The 20,573-nt window shown below is 45.3% G+C and carries 18 protein-coding genes; 13 read left to right on the forward strand and 5 right to left on the reverse strand.

Annotated elements, in window-relative coordinates:
- The first annotated feature begins 99 nt into the window (after nucleotides 1–99).
- From DWX57_RS07150 to DWX57_RS07170, 5 genes are all read left to right on the forward strand, one after another.
- Nucleotides 100–2,238, forward strand: coding sequence for a DHH family phosphoesterase (locus tag DWX57_RS07150; RefSeq protein ID WP_120123354.1), 2,139 nt, complete (start codon nucleotides 100–102; stop codon nucleotides 2,236–2,238).
- Nucleotides 2,239–2,241: 3 nt separating this feature from the next.
- Entirely contained in the window at nucleotides 2,242–2,688 is a 447-nt protein-coding gene (gene rplI, locus DWX57_RS07155) for a 50S ribosomal protein L9 (protein ID WP_015534512.1), read from the forward strand.
- A 16-nt stretch (nucleotides 2,689–2,704) separates the two neighbouring features.
- Entirely contained in the window at nucleotides 2,705–4,036 is a 1,332-nt protein-coding gene (gene dnaB, locus DWX57_RS07160; RefSeq protein ID WP_015534513.1) for a replicative DNA helicase, read from the forward strand.
- 30 nt (nucleotides 4,037–4,066) lie between these two features.
- A complete protein-coding gene (fabV, locus tag DWX57_RS07165) occupies nucleotides 4,067–5,230 on the forward strand; it encodes an enoyl-ACP reductase FabV (RefSeq protein ID WP_055222328.1) in 1,164 nt (387 codons plus the stop codon).
- A gap of 128 nt (nucleotides 5,231–5,358) precedes the next feature.
- A complete protein-coding gene (locus DWX57_RS07170; RefSeq protein WP_120123355.1) occupies nucleotides 5,359–6,021 on the forward strand; it encodes an HAD hydrolase-like protein in 663 nt (220 codons plus the stop codon).
- Between the two features lie 442 nt (nucleotides 6,022–6,463).
- On the opposite strand, the gene DWX57_RS07175 is transcribed toward DWX57_RS07170, so the two are convergent.
- The 3 genes from DWX57_RS07175 to DWX57_RS07185 form a co-directional block, all read right to left on the reverse strand.
- Nucleotides 6,464–7,048 (reverse strand): rhomboid family intramembrane serine protease, encoded by a 585-nt coding sequence (locus tag DWX57_RS07175; RefSeq protein ID WP_015534516.1) that lies wholly within the window; start codon nucleotides 7,046–7,048, stop codon nucleotides 6,464–6,466.
- Between the two features lie 70 nt (nucleotides 7,049–7,118).
- Complete coding sequence (locus tag DWX57_RS07180; protein ID WP_015534517.1) at nucleotides 7,119–7,721, reverse strand: transglutaminase-like domain-containing protein; 603 nt, start codon at nucleotides 7,719–7,721, stop codon at nucleotides 7,119–7,121.
- Nucleotides 7,722–7,725: 4 nt separating this feature from the next.
- A complete protein-coding gene (locus DWX57_RS07185; RefSeq protein WP_022215990.1) occupies nucleotides 7,726–8,925 on the reverse strand; it encodes a class I SAM-dependent rRNA methyltransferase in 1,200 nt (399 codons plus the stop codon).
- A gap of 258 nt (nucleotides 8,926–9,183) precedes the next feature.
- Between DWX57_RS07185 and DWX57_RS07190 the strand changes: the two genes are divergently transcribed.
- The 8 genes from DWX57_RS07190 (at nucleotide 9,184) to DWX57_RS07225 (ending at nucleotide 18,591) form a co-directional block, all read left to right on the forward strand.
- Nucleotides 9,184–10,974, forward strand: coding sequence for a CAP domain-containing protein (locus DWX57_RS07190; RefSeq protein ID WP_120123357.1), 1,791 nt, complete (start codon nucleotides 9,184–9,186; stop codon nucleotides 10,972–10,974).
- A gap of 142 nt (nucleotides 10,975–11,116) precedes the next feature.
- On the forward strand, nucleotides 11,117–11,983 hold the full coding sequence (locus DWX57_RS07195; protein ID WP_120123359.1) for a hypothetical protein: 867 nt from the start codon (nucleotides 11,117–11,119) through the stop codon (nucleotides 11,981–11,983).
- Between the two features lie 25 nt (nucleotides 11,984–12,008).
- Complete coding sequence (locus tag DWX57_RS07200; protein WP_117874380.1) at nucleotides 12,009–12,854, forward strand: DUF6734 family protein; 846 nt, start codon at nucleotides 12,009–12,011, stop codon at nucleotides 12,852–12,854.
- The gene (locus tag DWX57_RS07205) at nucleotides 12,841–13,266 is read left to right on the forward strand and encodes a GtrA family protein (RefSeq protein ID WP_120123362.1); all 426 of its coding nucleotides are present in this window, start codon (nucleotides 12,841–12,843) and stop codon (nucleotides 13,264–13,266) included. The genes DWX57_RS07200 and DWX57_RS07205 overlap by 14 nt, the downstream gene beginning before the upstream one ends.
- A gap of 141 nt (nucleotides 13,267–13,407) precedes the next feature.
- Nucleotides 13,408–14,646, forward strand: a complete 1,239-nt coding sequence (fabF, locus tag DWX57_RS07210; RefSeq protein WP_117550046.1) for a beta-ketoacyl-ACP synthase II — start codon at nucleotides 13,408–13,410, stop codon at nucleotides 14,644–14,646.
- Nucleotides 14,647–14,651: 5 nt separating this feature from the next.
- Nucleotides 14,652–16,388 (forward strand): acetyl-CoA carboxylase carboxyltransferase subunit alpha, encoded by a 1,737-nt coding sequence (locus tag DWX57_RS07215; protein ID WP_207666511.1) that lies wholly within the window; start codon nucleotides 14,652–14,654, stop codon nucleotides 16,386–16,388.
- A 154-nt stretch (nucleotides 16,389–16,542) separates the two neighbouring features.
- Nucleotides 16,543–17,595 carry a glycoside hydrolase family 5 protein gene (locus tag DWX57_RS07220; RefSeq protein WP_120123365.1) on the forward strand — a complete coding sequence of 351 codons (1,053 nt, stop codon included), beginning with the start codon at nucleotides 16,543–16,545 and terminating at the stop codon, nucleotides 17,593–17,595.
- A gap of 33 nt (nucleotides 17,596–17,628) precedes the next feature.
- Nucleotides 17,629–18,591, forward strand: a complete 963-nt coding sequence (locus DWX57_RS07225) for a beta-ketoacyl-ACP synthase III (protein WP_118649563.1) — start codon at nucleotides 17,629–17,631, stop codon at nucleotides 18,589–18,591.
- Nucleotides 18,592–18,596: 5 nt separating this feature from the next.
- On the opposite strand, the gene DWX57_RS07230 is transcribed toward DWX57_RS07225, so the two are convergent.
- On the reverse strand, nucleotides 18,597–19,157 hold the full coding sequence (locus DWX57_RS07230; protein WP_055147349.1) for a M48 family metallopeptidase: 561 nt from the start codon (nucleotides 19,155–19,157) through the stop codon (nucleotides 18,597–18,599).
- A 6-nt stretch (nucleotides 19,158–19,163) separates the two neighbouring features.
- Nucleotides 19,164–20,519, reverse strand: a complete 1,356-nt coding sequence (locus tag DWX57_RS07235) for a citrate synthase (RefSeq protein WP_055147352.1) — start codon at nucleotides 20,517–20,519, stop codon at nucleotides 19,164–19,166.
- Nucleotides 20,520–20,573: the final 54 nt, after the last annotated feature.

The raw sequence follows: 20,573 nt of genomic DNA on the forward strand, positions 1-20,573 counted from the left end.
AATCAGAATCGCACAATGTTATACTTATGAAGTGTATAGGCTCAGAATTGAGCCTGATCATTTGCATTGTGAATGGAAGGATAAGAAGGGCAGTGACATATGAATGAAAAGAGAGATGTAGAGGGGCTGTACAACCGATATAGACAGGTTCCATTGTATCTGATAGGAATGTTCTGTCTGATGACAGTGTTCATGTATTTTGTCGGAATAGGAGCCGGCGTTATAGCCACCATTTTTACGGCAGTATACGGAGCGGTGAGCATTGTTGTTTTCCTGAGGATGAATGCTTTGTCCCGCGACAGATATGTGGAATTTGCCATGGAGCACGGCAAGATGCAGAAGGAGCTCATAAAGGAGTTTCCGGTTCCGTACGCATTGCTTGACGAGGATGGAAAAGTTGTGTGGGTGAACGACGAGTTCTCAGGTATAACGGAGACCAGTAAGAGAAAGCTCATGAAGCTGAATATAGTTCAGGTATTTGAGGAGGTTACCGAGGAGAGTCTTCCTTATCAGGAGGATGTCACCGAGGGAGAGATAGCATTTAACGGAAGAGAATACCGTTATGAGATCAGACGTGTACAGGTGAATAAGGTTGAGCCTGCTATGGAAGAGACGGATGCCCAGCCGGGTGGGGCCGGCACAGACGGAGATGGGGCTGATGAGCAGAAGAAAGATACGAAGGCTTCGCACGGTGGTTCAAGACACCACGGCAAGACGGACACCTTCCTTGCGTTCTACATGTTTGATGTGACAGTGGTGAATCAGCTCGCTCAGGAGAACCATGACCAGAAGCTGGTTGCGGGTCTCATATATATTGATAACTACGATGAGATATTTGAGTCGCTTGAGGAAGTACGACACTCTCTTCTTGTTGCCCTGGTCGACAGAAAGATTAACAAATACATGGCAAATGTCGACGCCATAGTCAAGAGCCTTGAGAAGGACAAGTACATGTTCGTGATGCCACAGAAGTATCTGGATCAGCTCAAGGAGAACAAATTTGCCCTGCTCGATGAGGTCAAGGCTATAAATATCGGAAATGATCTTCCGCTTACACTCAGTATAAGTCTTGGTACTGATTACAAGAGCTTTATAGAAAACTTTGAGGCAGCGCGTTCCGCCATGGAGCTTGCTCTGGGCCGAGGCGGCGATCAGGCGGTTATCAAGTCCGCCGACAGGATCACCTACTTTGGCGGTAAGAGTCAGGGAACGGAGAAGTCCACGAGAGTTAAGGCGAGGGTTAAGACTCTTGCGTTCAAGGAGCTTCTTGAGACCAAAGAGAAGGTTATAATCATGGCCCACAAGAATCCGGACATGGATGCTTTTGGTTCAGGTATAGGAATATACAAGATGGTGACTGCGCTGGGCAAGACGGCGCATATAGTTGTAAATGAGGTGTCATCGGCCATAAGTCCGATATACGGCAATTTCACTTCGAGCAATTCCTACCCGGCAGATATGATAATCAACAACGATCAGGCGCTCAGTCTGGTCGATGACGACACGGTCGTAGTTGTGACGGATGTGAATAATCCTACGCTCACGGAGTGTGAGGAACTACTGGCATATGCGAAGAGCATAGTGGTGTTCGATCACCACAGGCAGACAAAGGATGTCATTGCAAATGCGACACTGTCGTATATAGAGCCATTTGCGTCATCTGCATGTGAGATGATCGCAGAGATGCTCCAGTACATGGATGAGAAGATAAAGCTCAGGCCTACAGAGGCGGACGCCATGTATGCCGGAATACTCATTGACACCGACAACTTCCTGAGCAAGACCGGTGTCAGAACCTTTGAGGCAGCCGCGTTCCTGAAGAGAAGCGGTGCGGATGTCATGCGAGTAAGGAAGATGTTCAGAACTGACATAGAGACCTACAGACAGAAGGCGGAGGGTGTCAGCCACGCAGAGATGGTGCTTGATGCATTTGCCATATCAATCATTACACCTGGGGATGGCCCTGAGTCGCCGGTGGTACTCACCGCCAAGATTGCAAATGAGATGCTGAACATCGCAGGTGTCAGAGCTTCGTTTGTAATAGCGCAGATGGGTGCGGATGTCAAGATAAGTGCAAGAGCCATTGACGATGTCAATGTCCAGATAATCATGGAGAGAATGGGTGGCGGCGGTCATGCAAATATCGCGGCAGCTCAGTTTGAAAATGCGAAAGCAGAGGATATAAAGAAGGAGCTTGTTGGGCTCCTGAATGAGATGTATAAGGAAGGAGATATTTAGGATATGAAGGTCATATTATTACAGGATGTTAAAAGCCTTGGAAAGAAAGGCGCAATGGTAGAGGTAAATGAGGGCTACGCAAGAAATTTCATCATTCCTAAGAAGCTCGGCATGGAGGCAACTCCAAAGAATATGAATGATTTCAAGCTCCGCAAGGCTCATGAGGAGAAGGTGGCAGCAGAGAATCTTGCTGATGCCAAGGCACTTGCGGCAGAGCTTGAGAAGGCTTCAGTAACTGTTAAGATCAAGGTTGGAGAGGGCGGAAGAACATTTGGCTCAGTATCCACAAAGGAGATCTCAGATGCCATCAAGAGCCAGCTCGGTAAGGATATAGACAAGAAGAAGATCGTTATGAAGGACTCCATCAAGGCGTTAGGAAGCTTTTCAGTGAAGGTCAAGCTTCACCCTGAGGTTCAGGCAGAGCTTGCTGTAAAGGTCGAGGAAGCATAAGGAGTATAGATAAAATATGGAAGATGCATTTGCAAGAAAAAAGCTTCCCTACAATCTGGATGCCGAGAAGTCTGTTATAGGTTCCATGCTCATGGACAGAGATGCCATAGTGGAGGCGTCCGATATGCTGACCAAGGAGGATTTCTACTACGGTCAGTACGGAATATTGTTCGAGAATATGGTAGAGCTGTTCAAGGAGGGTAAGGCGGTCGATCTGGTAACCCTGAAGAACAAGCTTGAGGAGAACAATGTACCTGATGAGGTCATAAGCACCAAATCCATAGCGGAGATATTGGAGACGGTTCCGACATCGGTGAATGCCAAGCATTACGCAGAGATCGTGGCGGACAAATCCATACTCAGGAAGATGATAAAGCTGTGCGAGGAAGTGGAGAAGGACTGTTATCTGGATTCTGAGGGAGTTGAACAGCTTCTTGAACAGGCCGAGAGCGGTGTGTTCAATCTGATAAAGGAGAGAAACGGCTCCAGCAAATTTGTGGGGATCGACAGGATCGTCATGAACGTTATCGAGCAGATAGAGGAGGCTTCCAGAAAGAACACAAGAGTAACAGGTATCCCTACGGGATTCATAGATCTGGACAATATGCTCACCGGTCTCCATGGATCGGAGTTTATACTGGTGGCTGCTAGACCTGCCATGGGTAAGACGGCATTTGTCCTTAATATTGCCCACCATGTTGCCGTGCGCAAGGGAATTGCCACTGCGATATTCAACCTGGAGATGAGCAAGGAGCAGCTTGTAACGCGTATGATAGCCATGGATTCCCTGGTTGATTCCCAGAAGGTACAGACGGGACAGTTGGCTGAGGACGACTGGGATCAGGTGCTTGCCAGTGCGGAGAGTATAGCTGCCGCACCGCTGTACATAGAGGATAGTTCAGCACTCACCATATCCGAGCTGAGATCAAAATGCAGACAGCTCAAGAGCAAGAACAATCTTGGACTCATCATCATCGACTACCTGCAGCTTATGAGCACGACGGGACGAGTTGAGTCGCGACAGCAGTTCGTATCTGATATGTCGAGATCGTTGAAGATGCTTGCCAGGGAGCTGGATGTGCCTATCATAGCGCTGTCACAGCTTAACCGAGAGGTTGATAAGAGACCGGATCACAAGCCTGTGCTTGCGGATCTCCGAGAGTCGGGATCTATCGAGCAGGATGCCGATGTGGTTATGTTCATATACAGAGATGATTATTACAATCCTGATACCGACAAGAAGGGTATCTCGGAGATAATCATAGCTAAACAGAGAAAAGGTGCCACCGGATCTGTGGATCTGGTATGGCTGCAGGAATACACGAAGTTTGCCAACAAAGAGCACTAAATATATTATGTTTTATAAGGAGAATTGAAAATGGTAGTTGAACCAAGAGTTAAAGATTTTATTTGTACAACAGCTCATCCGGTGGGATGCGCACAGAATGTAAAGAATCAGATCGAGTATGTCAAGTCAAAGGGAGCAGTTAAGAGCGATAACGCACCTAAGAAGGTTCTGGTGATCGGAGCGTCAACAGGATACGGACTTGCATCACGTATCGCAGTTGCATTTGGCTATGGCGCAGATACCCTCGGCGTTATGTTTGAGAAGGAGTCAAATGGACGCCGTACAGCAACCGCTGGCTTCTACAACAACAGAGCATTTGAGGAGGAGGCTCACAAGGCCGGACTCTATGCAAAGTCCATCAATGGCGACGCGTTCTCAGTCGAGATCAAGGAGCAGGTCATCGAGACCATCAAGGCAGACATGGGCAAGATAGACATGATTGTATACAGCCTGGCTGCCCCTAGAAGAACAACTCCAGATGGAACAAAGTACACATCTGTACTCAAGACGGTTGGTGAGGAGTACACCAACAAGACACTTGTACTCAAGGACAACACCATCACAGATGCACATATAACAGCGGCAAATGATGACGAGATCAATGCCACCATCAAGGTAATGGGCGGTGAGGACTGGATCGACTGGATGCAGGCACTCTCAGATGCCGGAGTTCTGGCAGATAACGTGATCACAGTTGCATACTCATACATAGGACCAAAGATCACATTCCCTATCTACGCTGAGGGATCGATCGGACAGGCAAAGAAGGATCTGTACAAGTCAGCAGACATTATAAATGAAAAATTCCCTAACATAAAGGCGAAGATAGCCATCAACAAGGCTCTTGTCACACAGTCAAGTGCAGCTATCCCTATCGTACCTCTGTATATCACACTTCTCTACAAAGTTATGAAAGAGAAGGGACTCCACGAGGGATGCATAGAGCAGATGCAGAGACTGTTCATGGATAAGATCCTGGATGACACCCAGGTGGACGACAACGGATTCATCCGTATGGACGACTGGGAGATGAGAGATGATGTTCAGGAAGTTGTTGCTGAGCACTGGGATACAGTCAACAATGACAATGTCAAGGATATAGCAGACATCGATGGATACTGGGAGGATTTCTACAACATGTTCGGTTTCAAGATCGACGGTGTGGATTACTCAGCAGATGTTGATATCATGTAATATTCATGGGTAGTTTCAATATATAAATACTACAAATGCCCCACAGATTCATAGAATTTGCGGGGCATTTCGGTAAGCGCTTTTTTGGTGTGCCTGACCCATTATTTTCGCAAGGAGGAAGACGGTATATGTACAAATATTTATTATTTGATCTTGATGGAACCATCACCAAGTCTGAGGAAGGAATATTCAACTGTATAAAATACGCTCTGAACTGGGCTGGAATTCCATATCCTGAATACAGAGTATTCAGAAGCTTTATAGGACCATCACTTTATGATTCTTTCGTGAGGGAATTCGGCATGGACGACGCAAAAGCGAAAGAGATGGTTGCGAAGTACAGAGAGAGATACAACGTGGTAGGTCTCTTCGAGGCTGAGGTGTACGACGGAGTGGCAGACACCCTGCGTGCCCTTAAGGAGAAGGGCTGCATACTCTCAGTTGCAACCAGCAAGCCGACAGAGCCGACACTCCGTATCCTTGAGAAGTTCGGTGTGGGAAAATATTTTGACGTTGTAGTTGGAAGTAATCCCGACGGAACAGGATCAGACAAGAAGCACATCATATCCCAGGTCCTTGAAAGCCTCAAGAAAGATCACGGACTGACAGAAGATATGATAAAATCAAACCAGGTTGTGATGATAGGCGACAGACGCTACGACATAGAAGGTGGCAAAGCCTGCGGCCTCCAGACCATAGGAGTCCTCTACGGTTACGGCAGCAGGGAAGAATTCGAGGCAGCCGGCGCCGACAACATAGTAGAGACACCGGAGGAAATCCTGAATCTGTAGATAGAAAGGTAGCTTATAGTTTATAGATGTCTGTGTTAATATATTTTTTATTAAATATCTATGATTATTTTTGTGGGATGACACTCTGGGGAACTGAATAAAAGAAAAACAGGTAAGAGTCGATATCTATAATATAGTGTGGTGTATAAAATATATTTTTCAGCGAAATATGTCAGGAACATGATCTGAAAAGTATATATCCAACAAGACCAGGATGCCATACTCCCTGGGAATATAAAATTGGGTCTCTATATATGTAATCGGTAGCGAAGACGCCTGAACTTTGCTGCTTATTGCTAAGGCGGAGCTCGCAACGCCCTTATAGCGAGCGGGAGCCGCGTGCAGATATAAGCAAAGCAAAGTGAGGTAAGTCGAGCGTGATTACATATATAGAGACCCAATTTCTGTCCCTGGAGAGTATGTCATCCGTCCGTTCGTCATATCATCTCCTGACATTTGAGATATACCCGAAGAACGCTCCGATGATCCCCCCGATAATGTGGGTGAGATTCGACACATTGTCCTTCACAAACACTCCGTCAGCCACCTGTCCGCCGATATAAAGCACTGCAACAAGTATGAAGGTGAGCGGTATGGAGCCGTCCTTTATACATGCAAAAGAAGACAGAAGAATGTATGCGAATACCACTCCGCTGGCGCCGAGCAATGCTGTACCAGGGAAGAATATAAAATGCACGATTCCTGTCACCAGTGCGGTGGTGATGGTTACGATGAGCAGATCCTTTGAGCCGTATTTTTCCTCAAGCAGTGGGCCGATCACAAGCAGCAGCGTCATGTTGTTGATAAGGTGACTCCAGCTTGCGTGACCAAACACATGGGCAAACATGCGGATGTAGGTTAAAGGATCGGTGAGAGGGGCTCTGTATACTTCAAATAGAAGAAAGTTACTTTTGCCGCCTGTGAGGATATTCAGGAGATAAGCTCCCAGACAAATGAGTGCAAATGTAAGTACCACAGGTGAGTTAAAAGATATTCTTAATATGGTTTTGGATTTTGTCTTTGACATGGATCGGTTCCCCTCTTATTCATATAGTATAGAAAAATATTACCAGCGGTCATCCGCTGGTAATATTTTTTTAAGCGTCATAATCTGGCATATCGTTAAAGTACATCTTGTAGAAGTTGGTACTCTGTTCGAGAACCCTCATGGTTGATGGAAGCGGTACGGCGATGAGGTCGTTGAACTCATACTCTCCGGCTGCTGAATCAATCACATGTCCCATCTGAGTCTCATTATGTGTGTAATCGGCGTTGAAACCGCCGTATTTATTGCCACGGGCATCAAGACGTATCCACTTCTTGAGATCTGGGTGATATACCGCATTAAGTGCATGCATAGCCATAAGTCCGCCCTTGTGCTTGATACGGATATAGCAGAATCCTGTATATAAGTTGTTGGCACGAAGCAGTGCTGCCAGCAAATTGGCCTTTGAATAGCTGATGCCCGTGCTGGCTTCCAGTACATCGGAAGCGCTGATAGTTATTACTGAAAAGTTGCTGTCATATGTGTGAGAAATCCTATCCCGGACAAAATAGTAACATGCCTGTATGATCTCATCACTGCTCTTGCAATCTGCAGCAAGTTCCTTTGCCTTTGCAGCGACGATAGGATTGTCATAATTTACATACTTGTCGTATTGCAAATATGCTGAATCCTTATTTCTCTGAATTAGTTGCATTGTGTCATCTCTCCTTTATTACTTGGAATATGTAGAACTTCAGATAATAAGATTCATCTGCAGCCCATAATATTGGGTGATCAGGAGCCTGTGTGCGGAACTCTACCTGGCGAAGTCTTACATGTGAATTCATGGCGGCCTGTTTTATGGTCTTGGTAAATAACTCGAAATCCATAAAATGTGAACATGAACAAGTTGCAAGGAATCCACCATCCCTTACGAGTTTCATAGCACGCAGATTAATCTCGCGATAGCCTTTGACTGCGTTCTTTATTGAATTTCTTGATTTTGTGAATGCCGGCGGGTCAAGTATGACAACGTCAAACTGTTCGCCTTTTGATTCCAGTTCAGGAAGAAGATCAAATACATCTCTGCACTCAAAAGAGACAGTGCTCTCCAATCCGTTGAGCGCTGCATTTTCTCTGGCCTGGGCAATAGCAAGTTCTGAAGCGTCTACTCCCAAAACGCTGGAAGCACCGGCTATGCCTGCGTTTAGAGCAAAGGAGCCTGTGTGTGTAAAGCAATCAAGAACCTTTGCATCTTTACATATTCTCTGAATAGCAAGACGATTATACTTCTGATCCAGAAAGAATCCGGTCTTCTGACCGTCTTTCACATCAACAATATATCGAACGCCATTTTCATTTATATGAACCTTTGTGTTAAATTCGTCACCAATAAACCCTTTATAGGTATCCATCCCCTCGTGTTTTCTGACTTTTGCATCGCTTCGTTCATAAACACCCTCGATTATTATACCATCATTTTTAAGTATATTTTTTAAAATATTTATTAACAAATTTTTAACTTTGTCGATGCCGAGTGCCAGTGATTCGACAACAAGCACGTTTTCAAACTTGTCAATGACGATTCCCGGCAGAAAATCAGCCTCGCCAAATACGACACGGCAGCTACTGGTGTCGACGGTTTTCTTGCGGTAATCCCATGCATCCTGAAGTCTCTTTGTGAAGAATGCCTCGTCGATCTCGGTGTCCACATGTCTTGTGAGCATGCGGATGAAGATCTTGGAGTTGGTATTTATGAATCCTTTGCCGAGTGGATAACCGTCGAAGTCCTTTACTATGACGATGTCGCCGTTCTCAAAGCTGCCGACTATGGTGTCGACCTCATTGTCAAATATCCATGCTCCTCCGGACTTCAGAAGTCGTCCCTCTCCCTTTTTTAATGTAACAATAGCTCCCATAATATATGTATCCTTTCTCTGTACTGCCGTTGGCAGACATTTTTCGTTGTCTGTTTTTGAATTTTGCGGATTTATTTTACCATATGTAGACAAATAATCCAAGATGGGGCAACTTAACACATTTGTAACAAAAAACTTGTAAAAAAGTTATACTTGTAAAAATTATGTAACACGTGTATACTACGAACGTAGCAGAATGCACACAAACGTCAGATTCCCTGCGGAAACTGATGTTTAATAAAAAGGAGGACAGTAAAGATGTCTACAATGAAGACTAATATTGCAAAGAGAGAAAAGAGCCTGATGGCGGCAAAAGCTATAGGCAGTCTTATGGCGATTGCTGTATTGGCTATTGTGATTTTTTCTACAAATGTGGTGACACAGGCAGATGAGATGGGAGCTGACGGCACGGCAGTTCTGGCCACAGCATCAGATGCAGTTCAGAGTGGAATGATACAGGATGAGGATGGTTACTTCAGATATTATGTTAATGGTGAAGTGCAGAAAACTGCAGGCTGGATAGATGCCGATGATGGCACCAGATATCTTATAGATGAAAATGGCGTGGCAGCTATGAAGTTTACACGTTCTGGCGATACCATCAAGATATACAGATTCAGCGCTGATTCAAAGGACTGGACTATCTGCAAGAACGAGTGGCAGACAGTGGATAACGTTCTCTATTATCTGAACAATTCCGGACTGTGTGAAAAGATATACGATAATAGCAGCAAGAAGGCAAAGTCACTGAGCAGCGGCAAGCTTGTCCAGGTGAAGAACCAGATGCTTATTCTCAACGATGGCAGAACATATTATTTCAATTCAAATGGTGACAAGGTCACAAAGGGCGGTTGGTATCATATAAATTATGACAATATGGTATTTGTAACAGGCGGTGGATCCCACTATGTAAAGGAGAGGATCTACAAGGCATCAGGCATTTTCAGAAAGTATTCATTTAACGATTCAAAGAAGAGCTGGGATATGAACAAGAACCTGTGGAAGAATACAGGCAGAAAGCTGATGTATTTTGATGGATCAGGCACATGTACCATTCTGTATGATCAGGCATCGAATATATTGTACAGATACATATCAAGCAGCAAGTCATACAAGAGAGTCTCAAATGTGATCGACAAGCTCAACGGAAGCAGATACTACTTCTATGATGCAAATGGAAACAGACGTACATCATCAGGATGGAAGAAGGTAAATGGAAGTACCGCTTACTACGTATGTGACGGCGGATATGTTACCTCAAGATATACAGATCAGAAGGGTACAAAGAAGGTATACGACTTTGATTACTCGAAGAACACATGGGTGCAGAAGAAAAATATGTGGAAGACTGTCTACCGCAGCAGATATTATTTCGGCTCTAAAGGCGTAGCCACAATGAGCTATAACAACAGCACCAAGAAGGCATACAAGTTTACAGGCAGAAAGTGGAAGCCTGCAAAGAAGCTCATAATGAAGATCGGAAATGCCAATTACTATTTCAACAGCGCTGCAAAGCGAGTTGTAAAGGCTGGAAAGTATAAGACAGCCGATGGCTACATAGCATATGTCAACAGAAGAGGCGTTGTATATAAGAGAGAGTACGATCTCTCGGTCAAGAGATATTACACTATCGATCTTGGTAAGGGCAGAAAGACAAGAGTATATGGATATTATGATATAGGCGCGGCAAACAGACTGAGTAAGATGGTCAACCAGCATCGTGCAGAAAATGGACTTTCAAGCCTTAAGGTGTCAACATCTCTGACAGAGACCGCTACCACAAGAGCAAAGGAGATAAGCAACAAGTACAGCCATTACAGACCAAATGGAACACTGTGTCTCAACTCCATGTACGAGTTGTACGGAGAGAATCTTGCATGTGGTTTCAGTGGTGGAGATCTCGTGTTCAGAGCATGGTCCAAGTCGACCGCACATGACAGCAATATGCTGAATACTACATACAAGACCATGGGCGTTGCAGTATTTGTGGCTCTCAAAAATGATAAACAGGGATATAAGAGATATTATGTCCTTACATTTGGCAAGTAATTTTAATTAGGAAATTAGTGGAAAATAAGACTGTTAAATCCCTCAAATTAAATTGAATTATATGGAGAAATAGAGTACCATACATAGTATAAGGCAAATAGTCGGATATAGATTTTGGCTAGTTTGGGAATGGAGATTGTGTGTGGGTTTCATATATTCGTCTTTAAATAGAGGTGCCGGCGAGAGTGTGGCACTATTTGACAATAGAATAGCCAGGATGCTTCCTTTTGTCACGGGAAAGGCATATTTTGACCTCAGGAATTATGATGCCCAGACTGGAGAATTCGGAGTATATATTGAATGGGATGGTGAGCTTGAGGCAGTGCTTGGATATTCACTGCCGGCAGGAGGATATTTCGTCAAAGCAACCACACCGCAGGCGTACAGATTCCACAGGCTTGACAAGGGACTCCCGGTATATATGAAGTTGATAGCGCAGAATGGCAGACTGTATCCTTACAGGACATATGTCATGATGGACGGCAGACCTTTCAGTGTGGAATTCGGCGGTGGAGTTCTGATCCCTTTTGAGGACAGATACGAAGAGCTTGGATGCGAAGCTGCGAAACAGACTGTGGATACTGGAAGCCAGAAGCTTTTGATGGGAAGTCAGAGTGGAATGACAGGAAGTCAGAGGTTCCGGTGGAATGGCAGTCAGATGAGACTGCTGTTTGGAAGTCAGGGAGGCTTCAGATACCTGGCGGGAAGCCAGTACAGAGTGTTTGGCAGCCAGCGTATGTTGTTTGGCAGCCAGCGTATGTTGTTTGGCAGCCAGAGAATATTGTCAGGCAGCCAATATAGAATATTTGGAAGTCAGCGGATAAAAAATATGCCGATGGTGCTTGAAAGTGACACACAGTGGCCACAGGACAGTATGGATTCAATCAGAACAAGCCAGGAGCTGATGGTTGAGTTCCCTAAGGAGTGGCAGCTTATCAACAGAAGCAGAAGACCGACCAGCCGGATTGGTGGCAATGCTAAGTTTGGATATGGACTGGATCTGATCTAGTACATGACCGGATCTTGGAGGATATATGAAGGATATAGAGGGATTCCACACATTGTGGACTGCTCCTTATTTTGAGAAAAGTAAAGATGACACTTACAGCATGCAGGATTATGAGCTTTTGACCATGATCCTGTCTGCTCTTATGTGGAGAAAAATGAATGGCCCTATCACACTTTACGGTGATGCAAGGGCCATTGATTATGTTGAGGGACAGGGATTGTCGCATATATGGAATGGCGGCATAAAAGAGATACAGGTTCCTGACAGCATATCCCCGGGAGTGTTCTGGGCTGCGGGCAAGCTGTATGCGCTTAAGGCGGCGCATATGCCGGCGGTCATGGTGGATCTGGACCTTATAGTGTGGAAGAATATAGGGGAATACATAGCGGGGACGGATATTTGTGCAATACACAGAGAAGGAATATATCCGGATGTATATCCCGGCAGGGACTTCTTCAATATGGACAGTTCGTACAGCTTTGATCCCCTGTGGAGCTGGGATGTTCCGCCGGTAAATACCTGTATGCTATATATGGCTAAGGAGCAATTTAAGAACTATTATGTGGACAGCTCCATACAATTTATGGAGAATTGTAGGGAGACTGAGGAAAATCTGTGCCACATGGTATTTGCGGAGCAGAGACTGCTTGCGATGTGTGCTGCGAGAAAGGGAAAGATCATTGCTTCATTTTTCCCTGAGGCGGCGGATATAGAGAGACAGGATGTGTTCACACATTTGTGGGGATATAAGAATATTCTGAAGTTTAACTATGGGAAAAGGGTTGAGTTTAACGGACGTCTCTGCGAGCGGATAGAGCGGGAGTTTCCGGAAGAGGCGGATGTTATAAGGGAGTTACATGTTTGTAGATAAAGTGCTGAAGAAGATACCCAGGGAGATATACATATATATACTGTGGGGAATTGTCGTGGGAGCGGTAAATCTTGGCTCCGCCTGGATATTTATGTACAAATGCGGGATAGAACCTGTCAGGGCCAACTTCCTGGCATGGATACTGTACAATTTTGTGTCATTCATAACAAATAGAAAATCGGTGTTCCACACTGTCGCAGAGACTGCGTGGGAGTTCATAAAAGAACTGGTGTCATTCTACGTGAGCAGGGTGTTCACACTGGCGGTGGAGGAGGGCCTGATCTATATACTGGTTGACAGGCTTCACCTGTGGGCGATGGGCATAAAGACGTTCACATCAGTGCTGGTGATATTCCTCAATTATTATATAAGCAAGAAGTTTATATTCAGAAAGATAAAGGAAAAACTGTAAGAGATATGTATAAATGCGAATGTTTATCGAAATTTTATAGAAAAACATGGACACAATTACTTCCAAACATTTGACAGTTGGAGTATAATTGAATGGTTAAATATGTATAAAAAGCAGAATAAGTAATGCAAGGAGATAAGTATGAAGAAGAGAGTAGTAATAACAGGCATAGGAGCCATAACTCCAGTCGGCAATACAGTTGACGAGTATTGGGATTCACTTAAGGAAGGAAAGCATGGCTTCGGACCTATTACACAGTTTGACGCTTCAGCATACAAGTGCAAGCTTGTCGGCGAGGTTAAGAACTTTGTAGCAAAGGACTACATTGATCCAAAGTCTGCAAGACGTATGGCTAGATTCACACAGTTTGCTGTGAAGGCAACCCAGGAGGCTATGGCAGATTCAGGACTTGATATGACAAAGGAAGATGCTTACAGAGTTGGTACATGTATTGGTTCAGGTGTTGGTTCACTTCAGGAGCTTGAGAACGCATATGGAACCATACTTACAAAGGGACCACTTCGTGTAAGTCCATTCGTAGTTCCTATGATGATCAGCAACATCGCAGCAGGTAACGTTGCGATCCAGTTTGGTCTCAAGGGCAAGAGTATAGATGTTGTAACAGCATGTGCTTCAGGAACAAACAGTATCGGTGAGGCATTCAGAACTATCCAGTACGGAGATGCTGATGTCATGGTAGCCGGCGGATGTGAGGCAGCAGTTTCACCTATCGGTATATCAACATTTGATTCACTTACAGCACTTACATCATCAACAGATCCAGACAGATGTTCTATTCCATTTGATAAGGACAGAAGCGGATTCGTTCTCGGCGAGGGTGCAGGTATTGTTATTCTTGAGGAGCTTGAGCACGCAAAGGCAAGAGGAGCAAAGATCTACGCAGAGCTTTCAGGTTACGGATGTTCAAGTGATGCACACCACATCACAGCACCTGAGGAGTCAGGTGAGGGACCAGCAGTTGCCATGACCAATGCGGTTAAGGATGCAGGACTTCCACTTGATGCGGTTCAGTACATCAATGCTCATGGTACAAGCACACATCTGAACGATCTTGTTGAGACACGTGCTATCAAGAAGGCATTTGGCGATCACGCAAAGGACATCAAGATCAATTCAACAAAGTCTATGACAGGACATCTTCTCGGTGCAGCAGGAGCCATCGAGTGTATTGCCTGTGTCAAGAGTATAGAGGAAGGTTATATCCACAGAACAAGAGGCCTTGTGGAGAGCGAGGAGGAGCTTGATCTGGATTATTGTAAGGAGCCATGCGAGATGGACGTTGATGTTGCGATCAGCAACTCACTTGGATTTGGCGGACACAATGCATGTATCGTCTTACAGAAGTATAAGGAGCAGTAAATATCATGTTATTTATCAAAAAAAAGGCAAAGGATGCCGAGATAATTGCAGCAAAGGCTGCAGAGGAGGCAAAGGCTGCTGAGGGAATTCAGGAAGCACCAAAGGTGGAGCTTGTAAAGTGCCCTAAGTGCGGAAGAGAAGTTGAGAAGGAAAGAGTGAAGAACGCAAAGTACATTTGTTATGAGTGCGGTTCTTACTTCAGAGTTAAGACCAAGAACAGAATAAGAATGGTCACAGATCCAAAGTCATTTGAGCCATGGTTTGAGGATATGCCAAGCTCAAATCCTCTTGGAACAGAGGGCTATGAGGACAAGGTTGCGGCTGCACAGGCCAAGACAAACCTCAAGGAGGCTGTTACTATAGGAAAGGCAACCATCAATGGTGAGCCTGCTGTAGTTGGTGTATGTGATGCAAGATTCCTCATGAGCAGCATGGGATATGTTGTGGGTGAGAAGATTGCCAGAGCTGTCGAGAAGGCTACAAAGGAGAAGCTTCCGGTATTCATGTTCTGCTGTTCAGGCGGTGCACGTATGCAGGAGGGAATCATTTCTCTGATGCAGATGGCCAAGACATCCGCTGCATTCAAGAAACATTCTGATGCAGGACTTCTGTATGTATCTATTCTTACAGATCCTACAACAGGTGGTGTTACAGCCAGCTTTGCAATGCTTGGAGATATTATCCTTGGAGAGCCAGGTGCGCTCGTAGGATTTGCAGGACCACGAGTTATCAAGCAGACTATTGGTCAGGAGCTTCCAGAGGGCTTCCAGAGATCAGAGTTCCTTGTTGAGCATGGTATCATAGATGGCATAATCACAAGAGACAAGATGAAGGACACAATGTATGATCTCATCGTCACACATAAGCAGAGACAGGGCTATGCTAACTTTGACAGTGCTGTTGAAGATGAGAAATTTGACATAAGCGAGATCCTCAAGGAGAGACTCAAGGATGACGAGCCTAAGACTCCGTGGGAGAAGCTCAGAGGTGCTCGTCAGATGAGCAGACCTTCAGGTTTCGACTATGTGAAGTATATATGCGATGATTTCCGTGAGATCCACGGAGACAGAACCATGAATGATGACAGAGCCATTGTGGGTGGTATCGGTCATATAGATGGACAGCCTGTAACAGTTATATCACAGGTCAAGGGAGCTTCCATGGCAGAGTGCATGGAGAGAAACTTTGGTATGCCTCTTCCTGATGGCTACAGAAAGGCTCTTCGTCTGATGAAGCAGGCTGAGAAGTTCGGCAGACCTATCATTACATTTGTAAATACACCGGGTGCGTTCTGTGGACTTGAGGCTGAGGAGCGAGGAATGGGTGAAGCCATAGCGAGAAATCTCTATGAGATGTCATCACTCAAGGTTCCTGTACTCTGTATCCTTATCGGAGAAGGCGGAAGCGGTGGAGCACTTGCCCTTGCAGTCGGCAATGAGGTATGGATGCTTGAGAATGCGACATACTCAATCCTTTCACCTGAGGGATATGCGTCTATCCTCTGGAAGGACAGCAACAGAGCTGAGGAGGCTGCAGAAGTTATGCAGATTACAGCGCAGGATCTCAAGAGACTGAACGTTATCGAGCAGGTCGTACCTGAGTACGGCGGAGCAGATGAGCAGTCAGTTCCATATATAGGCAAGTACCTTAAGATGAACATTAAGGAATTCCTCAAGAAGTATTCAGACAAGACTCCTGAGGAGATCGCACAGGACAGATACGACAGATTCAGAAATCTGTAGATCACAGATATACTATAGATGAAAGGCATTTCTCAAGTGAGAAATTTATCTCACGGGGAATGCCTTTTATTCATGCATATGTTGAAGTGATGGTGTTTTTTTGGTAAACTTTATGTATATGGCTGAAGATACAGCTTGAATTGGAGGAGCGTTTATGAAGAAACAGATAAAGGTTACTTTGATAGTTATCCTGGCCGCCATCATTGCGGCAGCAATCATATGGTACGTGATGTACCTGCGGGGCAAGGAGCAGGATCTGCTGACACCTGTGGGAACACGTGCAGAATTTATCGGTGATACAGACAAATATCCTACCATGCTTACAGCGAAGGGGACTCAGATCCTGAATGCAGACGGAGAACAGGTTGTTCTCAAGGGTGTGATGGTTCCAGAGTCGCGCAGTCTGTATGAGGAGAAGAAGTTTAATGAGGATTTCTACAAGGATGTATTTGCCAAGGGTGGTAATGCCATAAGGGTGCCAATAAGCCCTGTGGAGTACAAGAATGACGATTACTATATGTGGAGATATCTTGACCGCATAGTTACCTGGGCCGGAGAGAACGATAACTATGTTATTCTCGACTGGGATTATACAGGTAACCCGATAGATGGTTCCGGGGATGAGATGCCGGATCTCGACGAGAATCCGCTGGATTATTCTGCTGAATTTTGGAAGAACATTGCGGATTATTTCAAGAACACTCCAAATGTTATATTTGAGATATACAATGAGCCGGTTGGCATGAGTGATTCAGAGTGGAAGAGATGCGCGGAGAGCCTTATAGGAGTTATAAGGGATGCCGGCGCAAAGCAGCTTATAATCGTTGGAAGTCCGGATTACTGTTATGATCTCGGATGGCTTGACGAGCTCGGCGTGAAGAATGACAATACTGCGTTCTCTGTTCATGTTTACCCGGACAAGGTGTTCTGGCAGAAGTTCCTGTCGGGCTATGTGACAAGTTATCCTCTTATAGTGACAGAGTGGGGATATGCAGACGATGATGTCGAGGTCAAGAATGAGAAGCTGAAGGGCACCAGAAATGTATTTGGAATAAAATTTACCAGATATCTGGAAAAGCATGATATAGGATGGATTGCAGTTGGATATGACGATACGGTGGAGCCATCCATGTTTACTAAGGGATATAAGAAATTCACAAAATGGGGCGAGTATGTGACTGAGCTGCTTGGAGACAAGGAAGAATAAAGAGAATAACGGATAAAAGGGAGAAAATATATAATGGCAATCAGAATATTAGGAACAGGAAGCTACCTTGCGGAGAAAGAGGTATCAAATGATGAGCTTGCAAAGTATGTTGATACATCTGATGAGTGGATATCTTCAAGAACAGGTATAAAGAACAGAAGAATAGCTGTTAAGGAGACGACGACGAGCATGGCTGTTGAGGCTGCTGAGAGGGCACTTGAGATGGCAGGGAAGTCCGCAGAGAATGTGGAGCTTATAGTGCTTGCCACAGTCACTCCGGATTATTACACACCAAGCGGGGCGTGTCAGGTTCAGGCGGCTATAGGTGCGGATAAGGCGATTGCGTTTGATGTGAATGCGGCATGCTCGGGCTTTGTATTTGCCCTCAATGTTGCAAAGATGTATATAGAGACAGGGTTTGTGAAGAATGCTCTTGTAATAGGTTCGGAGACGCTGTCAAAGATACTTGACTGGAATGACAGAGGTACATGCGTATTGTTTGGAGATGGCGCAGGTGCCGCTTATATAGAGGAGTCTGACAAGGGAATCATAAGCATTGTCCAGGGTTCAATCGGCAAGAAGGGTATGGTGCTCAACTGCGAGAGCAGAAAGACCAACAATATATTTGTAAAAGATGAGATCAATCATGACTATCTGTATATGGATGGACAGGAGGTGTACAAGTTTGCGGTGAGACAGTGTCCTAAGTGCCTCCAGGAGGCTCTTGACAAGGCTGGAATGACCGTTGACGATGTGGATTACTTCGTACTCCACCAGGCAAATGTAAGAATTATTGAATCTGTTGCCAAGAGACTTAAGGCACCGCTTGAGAAGTTCCCTACGACTCTCGACTACACAGGAAATATGTCTGCGGCGAGTGTACCTGTACTTCTCGACCAGCTCGTGAGGGAGCACGGCCTGAAGCGCGGCGACAAGATCGCCATGTCGGCATTCGGCGCAGGGCTCACATACGGCGCTGTGGTTATGGAGTGGTAGAGGCTTTAACACCTGTAATTTTTGAGGGCGGAACGGAGCTCCTTGTAGTTTGGGAGTACTTTTTCTACCTCGGCCCAGAAAAGTGCGGAGTGGTTCATCTGCTTTCTGTGACACAGCTCGTGGACTACCACGTAGTCTATGATTTCGGGAGTGGTGTTCATCAGTGCACAGTTGAAATTCAGGTTACCGGAGGAGCTGCAGCTTCCCCAGCGGGTCTTCTGATGCCTGATGGTGATCCTTCCGTAAGTCACGTCTATTATCTGAGCAAAATGTTCTACACGTGAAGGAATATATATCCGAGCCTGTTCTGACAGTGCCTTTATATCGGCATCTGTCAGGGCAGTGCTTGGATTTTTTTCGTCTGACATATTGGAAATTCTTTTCTGCATGATTTCCAGATGGCTACGGATCCAGTTTTGTCTGGAATCCACAAAGCTTTGGATCTGACTGTCGGTCATTCTGAGGGGCGCACGAACCTTTATGTTGAGGTCTCTGTCTATCTCGATACAGATAGATTTGCGCCTGCTCCTGACGACAGAATATTCGAATTTATCAGAATTGTTCATGGCATATTACCTGTCTTTGATAGGTACATAGTCCTTAGGCTCTACAAGACTTGGATAAGCCGGACGCATTATCTTGTAGCTGTTGATCAGCTCCTCCATACGATGCGCACTCCATCCAACCACTCGGCCAATGGCAAATAGTGGTGTGTAGAGGGCGTAAGGGATCTTGAGCATCTTGTATAACAATCCGCAATAGTAATCTATGTTGATGCACACACCCTTGTAGATCTTGCGCTCCTCGGCAATGACCTCAGGTGCGATGCGCTCTATGAGCTCGTATAATTTGAATTCGTCCTTCTCGTGCTTCTCCTCGGCGAGCTTTTCTACATACTCCTTGATAATGACAGCTCTTGGATCTGACAGAGAGTATACAGGCTGGCCCATTCCGTATACCACGCCCGATTTGTCAAATGCTTCGCCGCGCACGATCTTCCTGATGTACTCACGGATCTGCTCCTCGTCCGTAACATCCTCGACATTGCAGTGTATGTTCTTCATCATCTCCATGACCTTGAGGTCTCCACCGCCGTTGAGCGGTCCCTTGAGTGAGCAGAGTGCTGCTGCGACTGTGGCGTATGTATCTGAGCCGGATGATGTGACAACACGTGTTGTAAACGTAGAGTTGCTTCCGCCTCCGTGTTCCATGTGGAGAACAAGGGCAAGATCGAGAACCTTTGCCTCAAGCTGTGTGTACTTTCTGTCTGAACGGAGCATGCTCAGGATATTCTCTGCAAATGAAAGCTCAGGATCCGGCTTGTGTATATAACAGCTCTTGCCAAGCTCATAATGTCTGTATCCCTGGAAAGAATATACAGCGAGTCTTGGGAATACACTTATTATCATAAGACACTGCTGAAGAACGTTGTCCAGAGATATATCCGTCTCAGACTTATCGTATGATCCGAGGGCAAGGATACTCTTGGTCATATTTGAAATGATATCCTTGGTAGGGTTCTTCATTATGACATCTTGTATAAAGTTGTGTGGAAGGTCGTATGCAAGGTTGAGGACCTGTTTGAACTTGGCAAGCTCATTCTCGTCCGGAAGCTTTCCAAACAGTAACAGATATGTACACTCCTCGAAACCGAATCGTCCTTCCTTTGTAAATCCGTCTATCAACTGGCGGATCTCGTAACCTCTATAATATAATTCACCGTCAGTAGGAGTATGCTTTCCGTCCTCCATTGTATACGCCCGGCTTAGTGAAATGTTGGTGATGCCGGCATTTATTCCTATTCCATTCAGATCGCGAAGTCCACGCTTTACGCCGTATTCCTCGTAGAGGTTGTTATCTATGGTATCGTTCTCAATACAGAGACCAAGACGCTCCTTCGTAAATGAACTAAGATTATTGATTGACATATATAATACTCCTTTCAGGTAAGTCTTCATTGAATTATCTCACTTATTTACAAC

The organism is Coprococcus sp. AF19-8AC (genome assembly GCF_003603115.1).
Classification (GTDB): Bacteria; Bacillota; Clostridia; order Lachnospirales; family Lachnospiraceae; genus Coprococcus; species Coprococcus aceti.

Bases quoted from the DNA above. Each gene is read 5' to 3' on its own strand.
- DWX57_RS07150 (WP_120123354.1), top strand. From the start codon at position 100: ATGAATGAAAAGAGAGATGTAGAGGGGCTGTACAACCGATATAGACAG.
- rplI (WP_015534512.1), top strand. From the start codon at position 2,242: ATGAAGGTCATATTATTACAGGATGTTAAAAGCCTTGGAAAGAAAGGC.
- dnaB (WP_015534513.1), top strand. From the start codon at position 2,705: ATGGAAGATGCATTTGCAAGAAAAAAGCTTCCCTACAATCTGGATGCC.
- fabV (WP_055222328.1), top strand. From the start codon at position 4,067: ATGGTAGTTGAACCAAGAGTTAAAGATTTTATTTGTACAACAGCTCAT.
- DWX57_RS07170 (WP_120123355.1), top strand. From the start codon at position 5,359: ATGTACAAATATTTATTATTTGATCTTGATGGAACCATCACCAAGTCT.
- DWX57_RS07175 (WP_015534516.1), bottom strand. From the start codon at position 7,048: ATGTCAAAGACAAAATCCAAAACCATATTAAGAATATCTTTTAACTCA.
- DWX57_RS07180 (WP_015534517.1), bottom strand. From the start codon at position 7,721: ATGCAACTAATTCAGAGAAATAAGGATTCAGCATATTTGCAATACGAC.
- DWX57_RS07185 (WP_022215990.1), bottom strand. From the start codon at position 8,925: ATGGGAGCTATTGTTACATTAAAAAAGGGAGAGGGACGACTTCTGAAG.
- DWX57_RS07190 (WP_120123357.1), top strand. From the start codon at position 9,184: ATGTCTACAATGAAGACTAATATTGCAAAGAGAGAAAAGAGCCTGATG.
- DWX57_RS07200 (WP_117874380.1), top strand. From the start codon at position 12,009: ATGAAGGATATAGAGGGATTCCACACATTGTGGACTGCTCCTTATTTT.
- DWX57_RS07205 (WP_120123362.1), top strand. From the start codon at position 12,841: ATGTTTGTAGATAAAGTGCTGAAGAAGATACCCAGGGAGATATACATA.
- fabF (WP_117550046.1), top strand. From the start codon at position 13,408: ATGAAGAAGAGAGTAGTAATAACAGGCATAGGAGCCATAACTCCAGTC.
- DWX57_RS07215 (WP_207666511.1), top strand. From the start codon at position 14,652: ATGTTATTTATCAAAAAAAAGGCAAAGGATGCCGAGATAATTGCAGCA.
- DWX57_RS07220 (WP_120123365.1), top strand. From the start codon at position 16,543: ATGAAGAAACAGATAAAGGTTACTTTGATAGTTATCCTGGCCGCCATC.
- DWX57_RS07225 (WP_118649563.1), top strand. From the start codon at position 17,629: ATGGCAATCAGAATATTAGGAACAGGAAGCTACCTTGCGGAGAAAGAG.
- DWX57_RS07230 (WP_055147349.1), bottom strand. From the start codon at position 19,157: ATGAACAATTCTGATAAATTCGAATATTCTGTCGTCAGGAGCAGGCGC.
- DWX57_RS07235 (WP_055147352.1), bottom strand. From the start codon at position 20,519: ATGTCAATCAATAATCTTAGTTCATTTACGAAGGAGCGTCTTGGTCTC.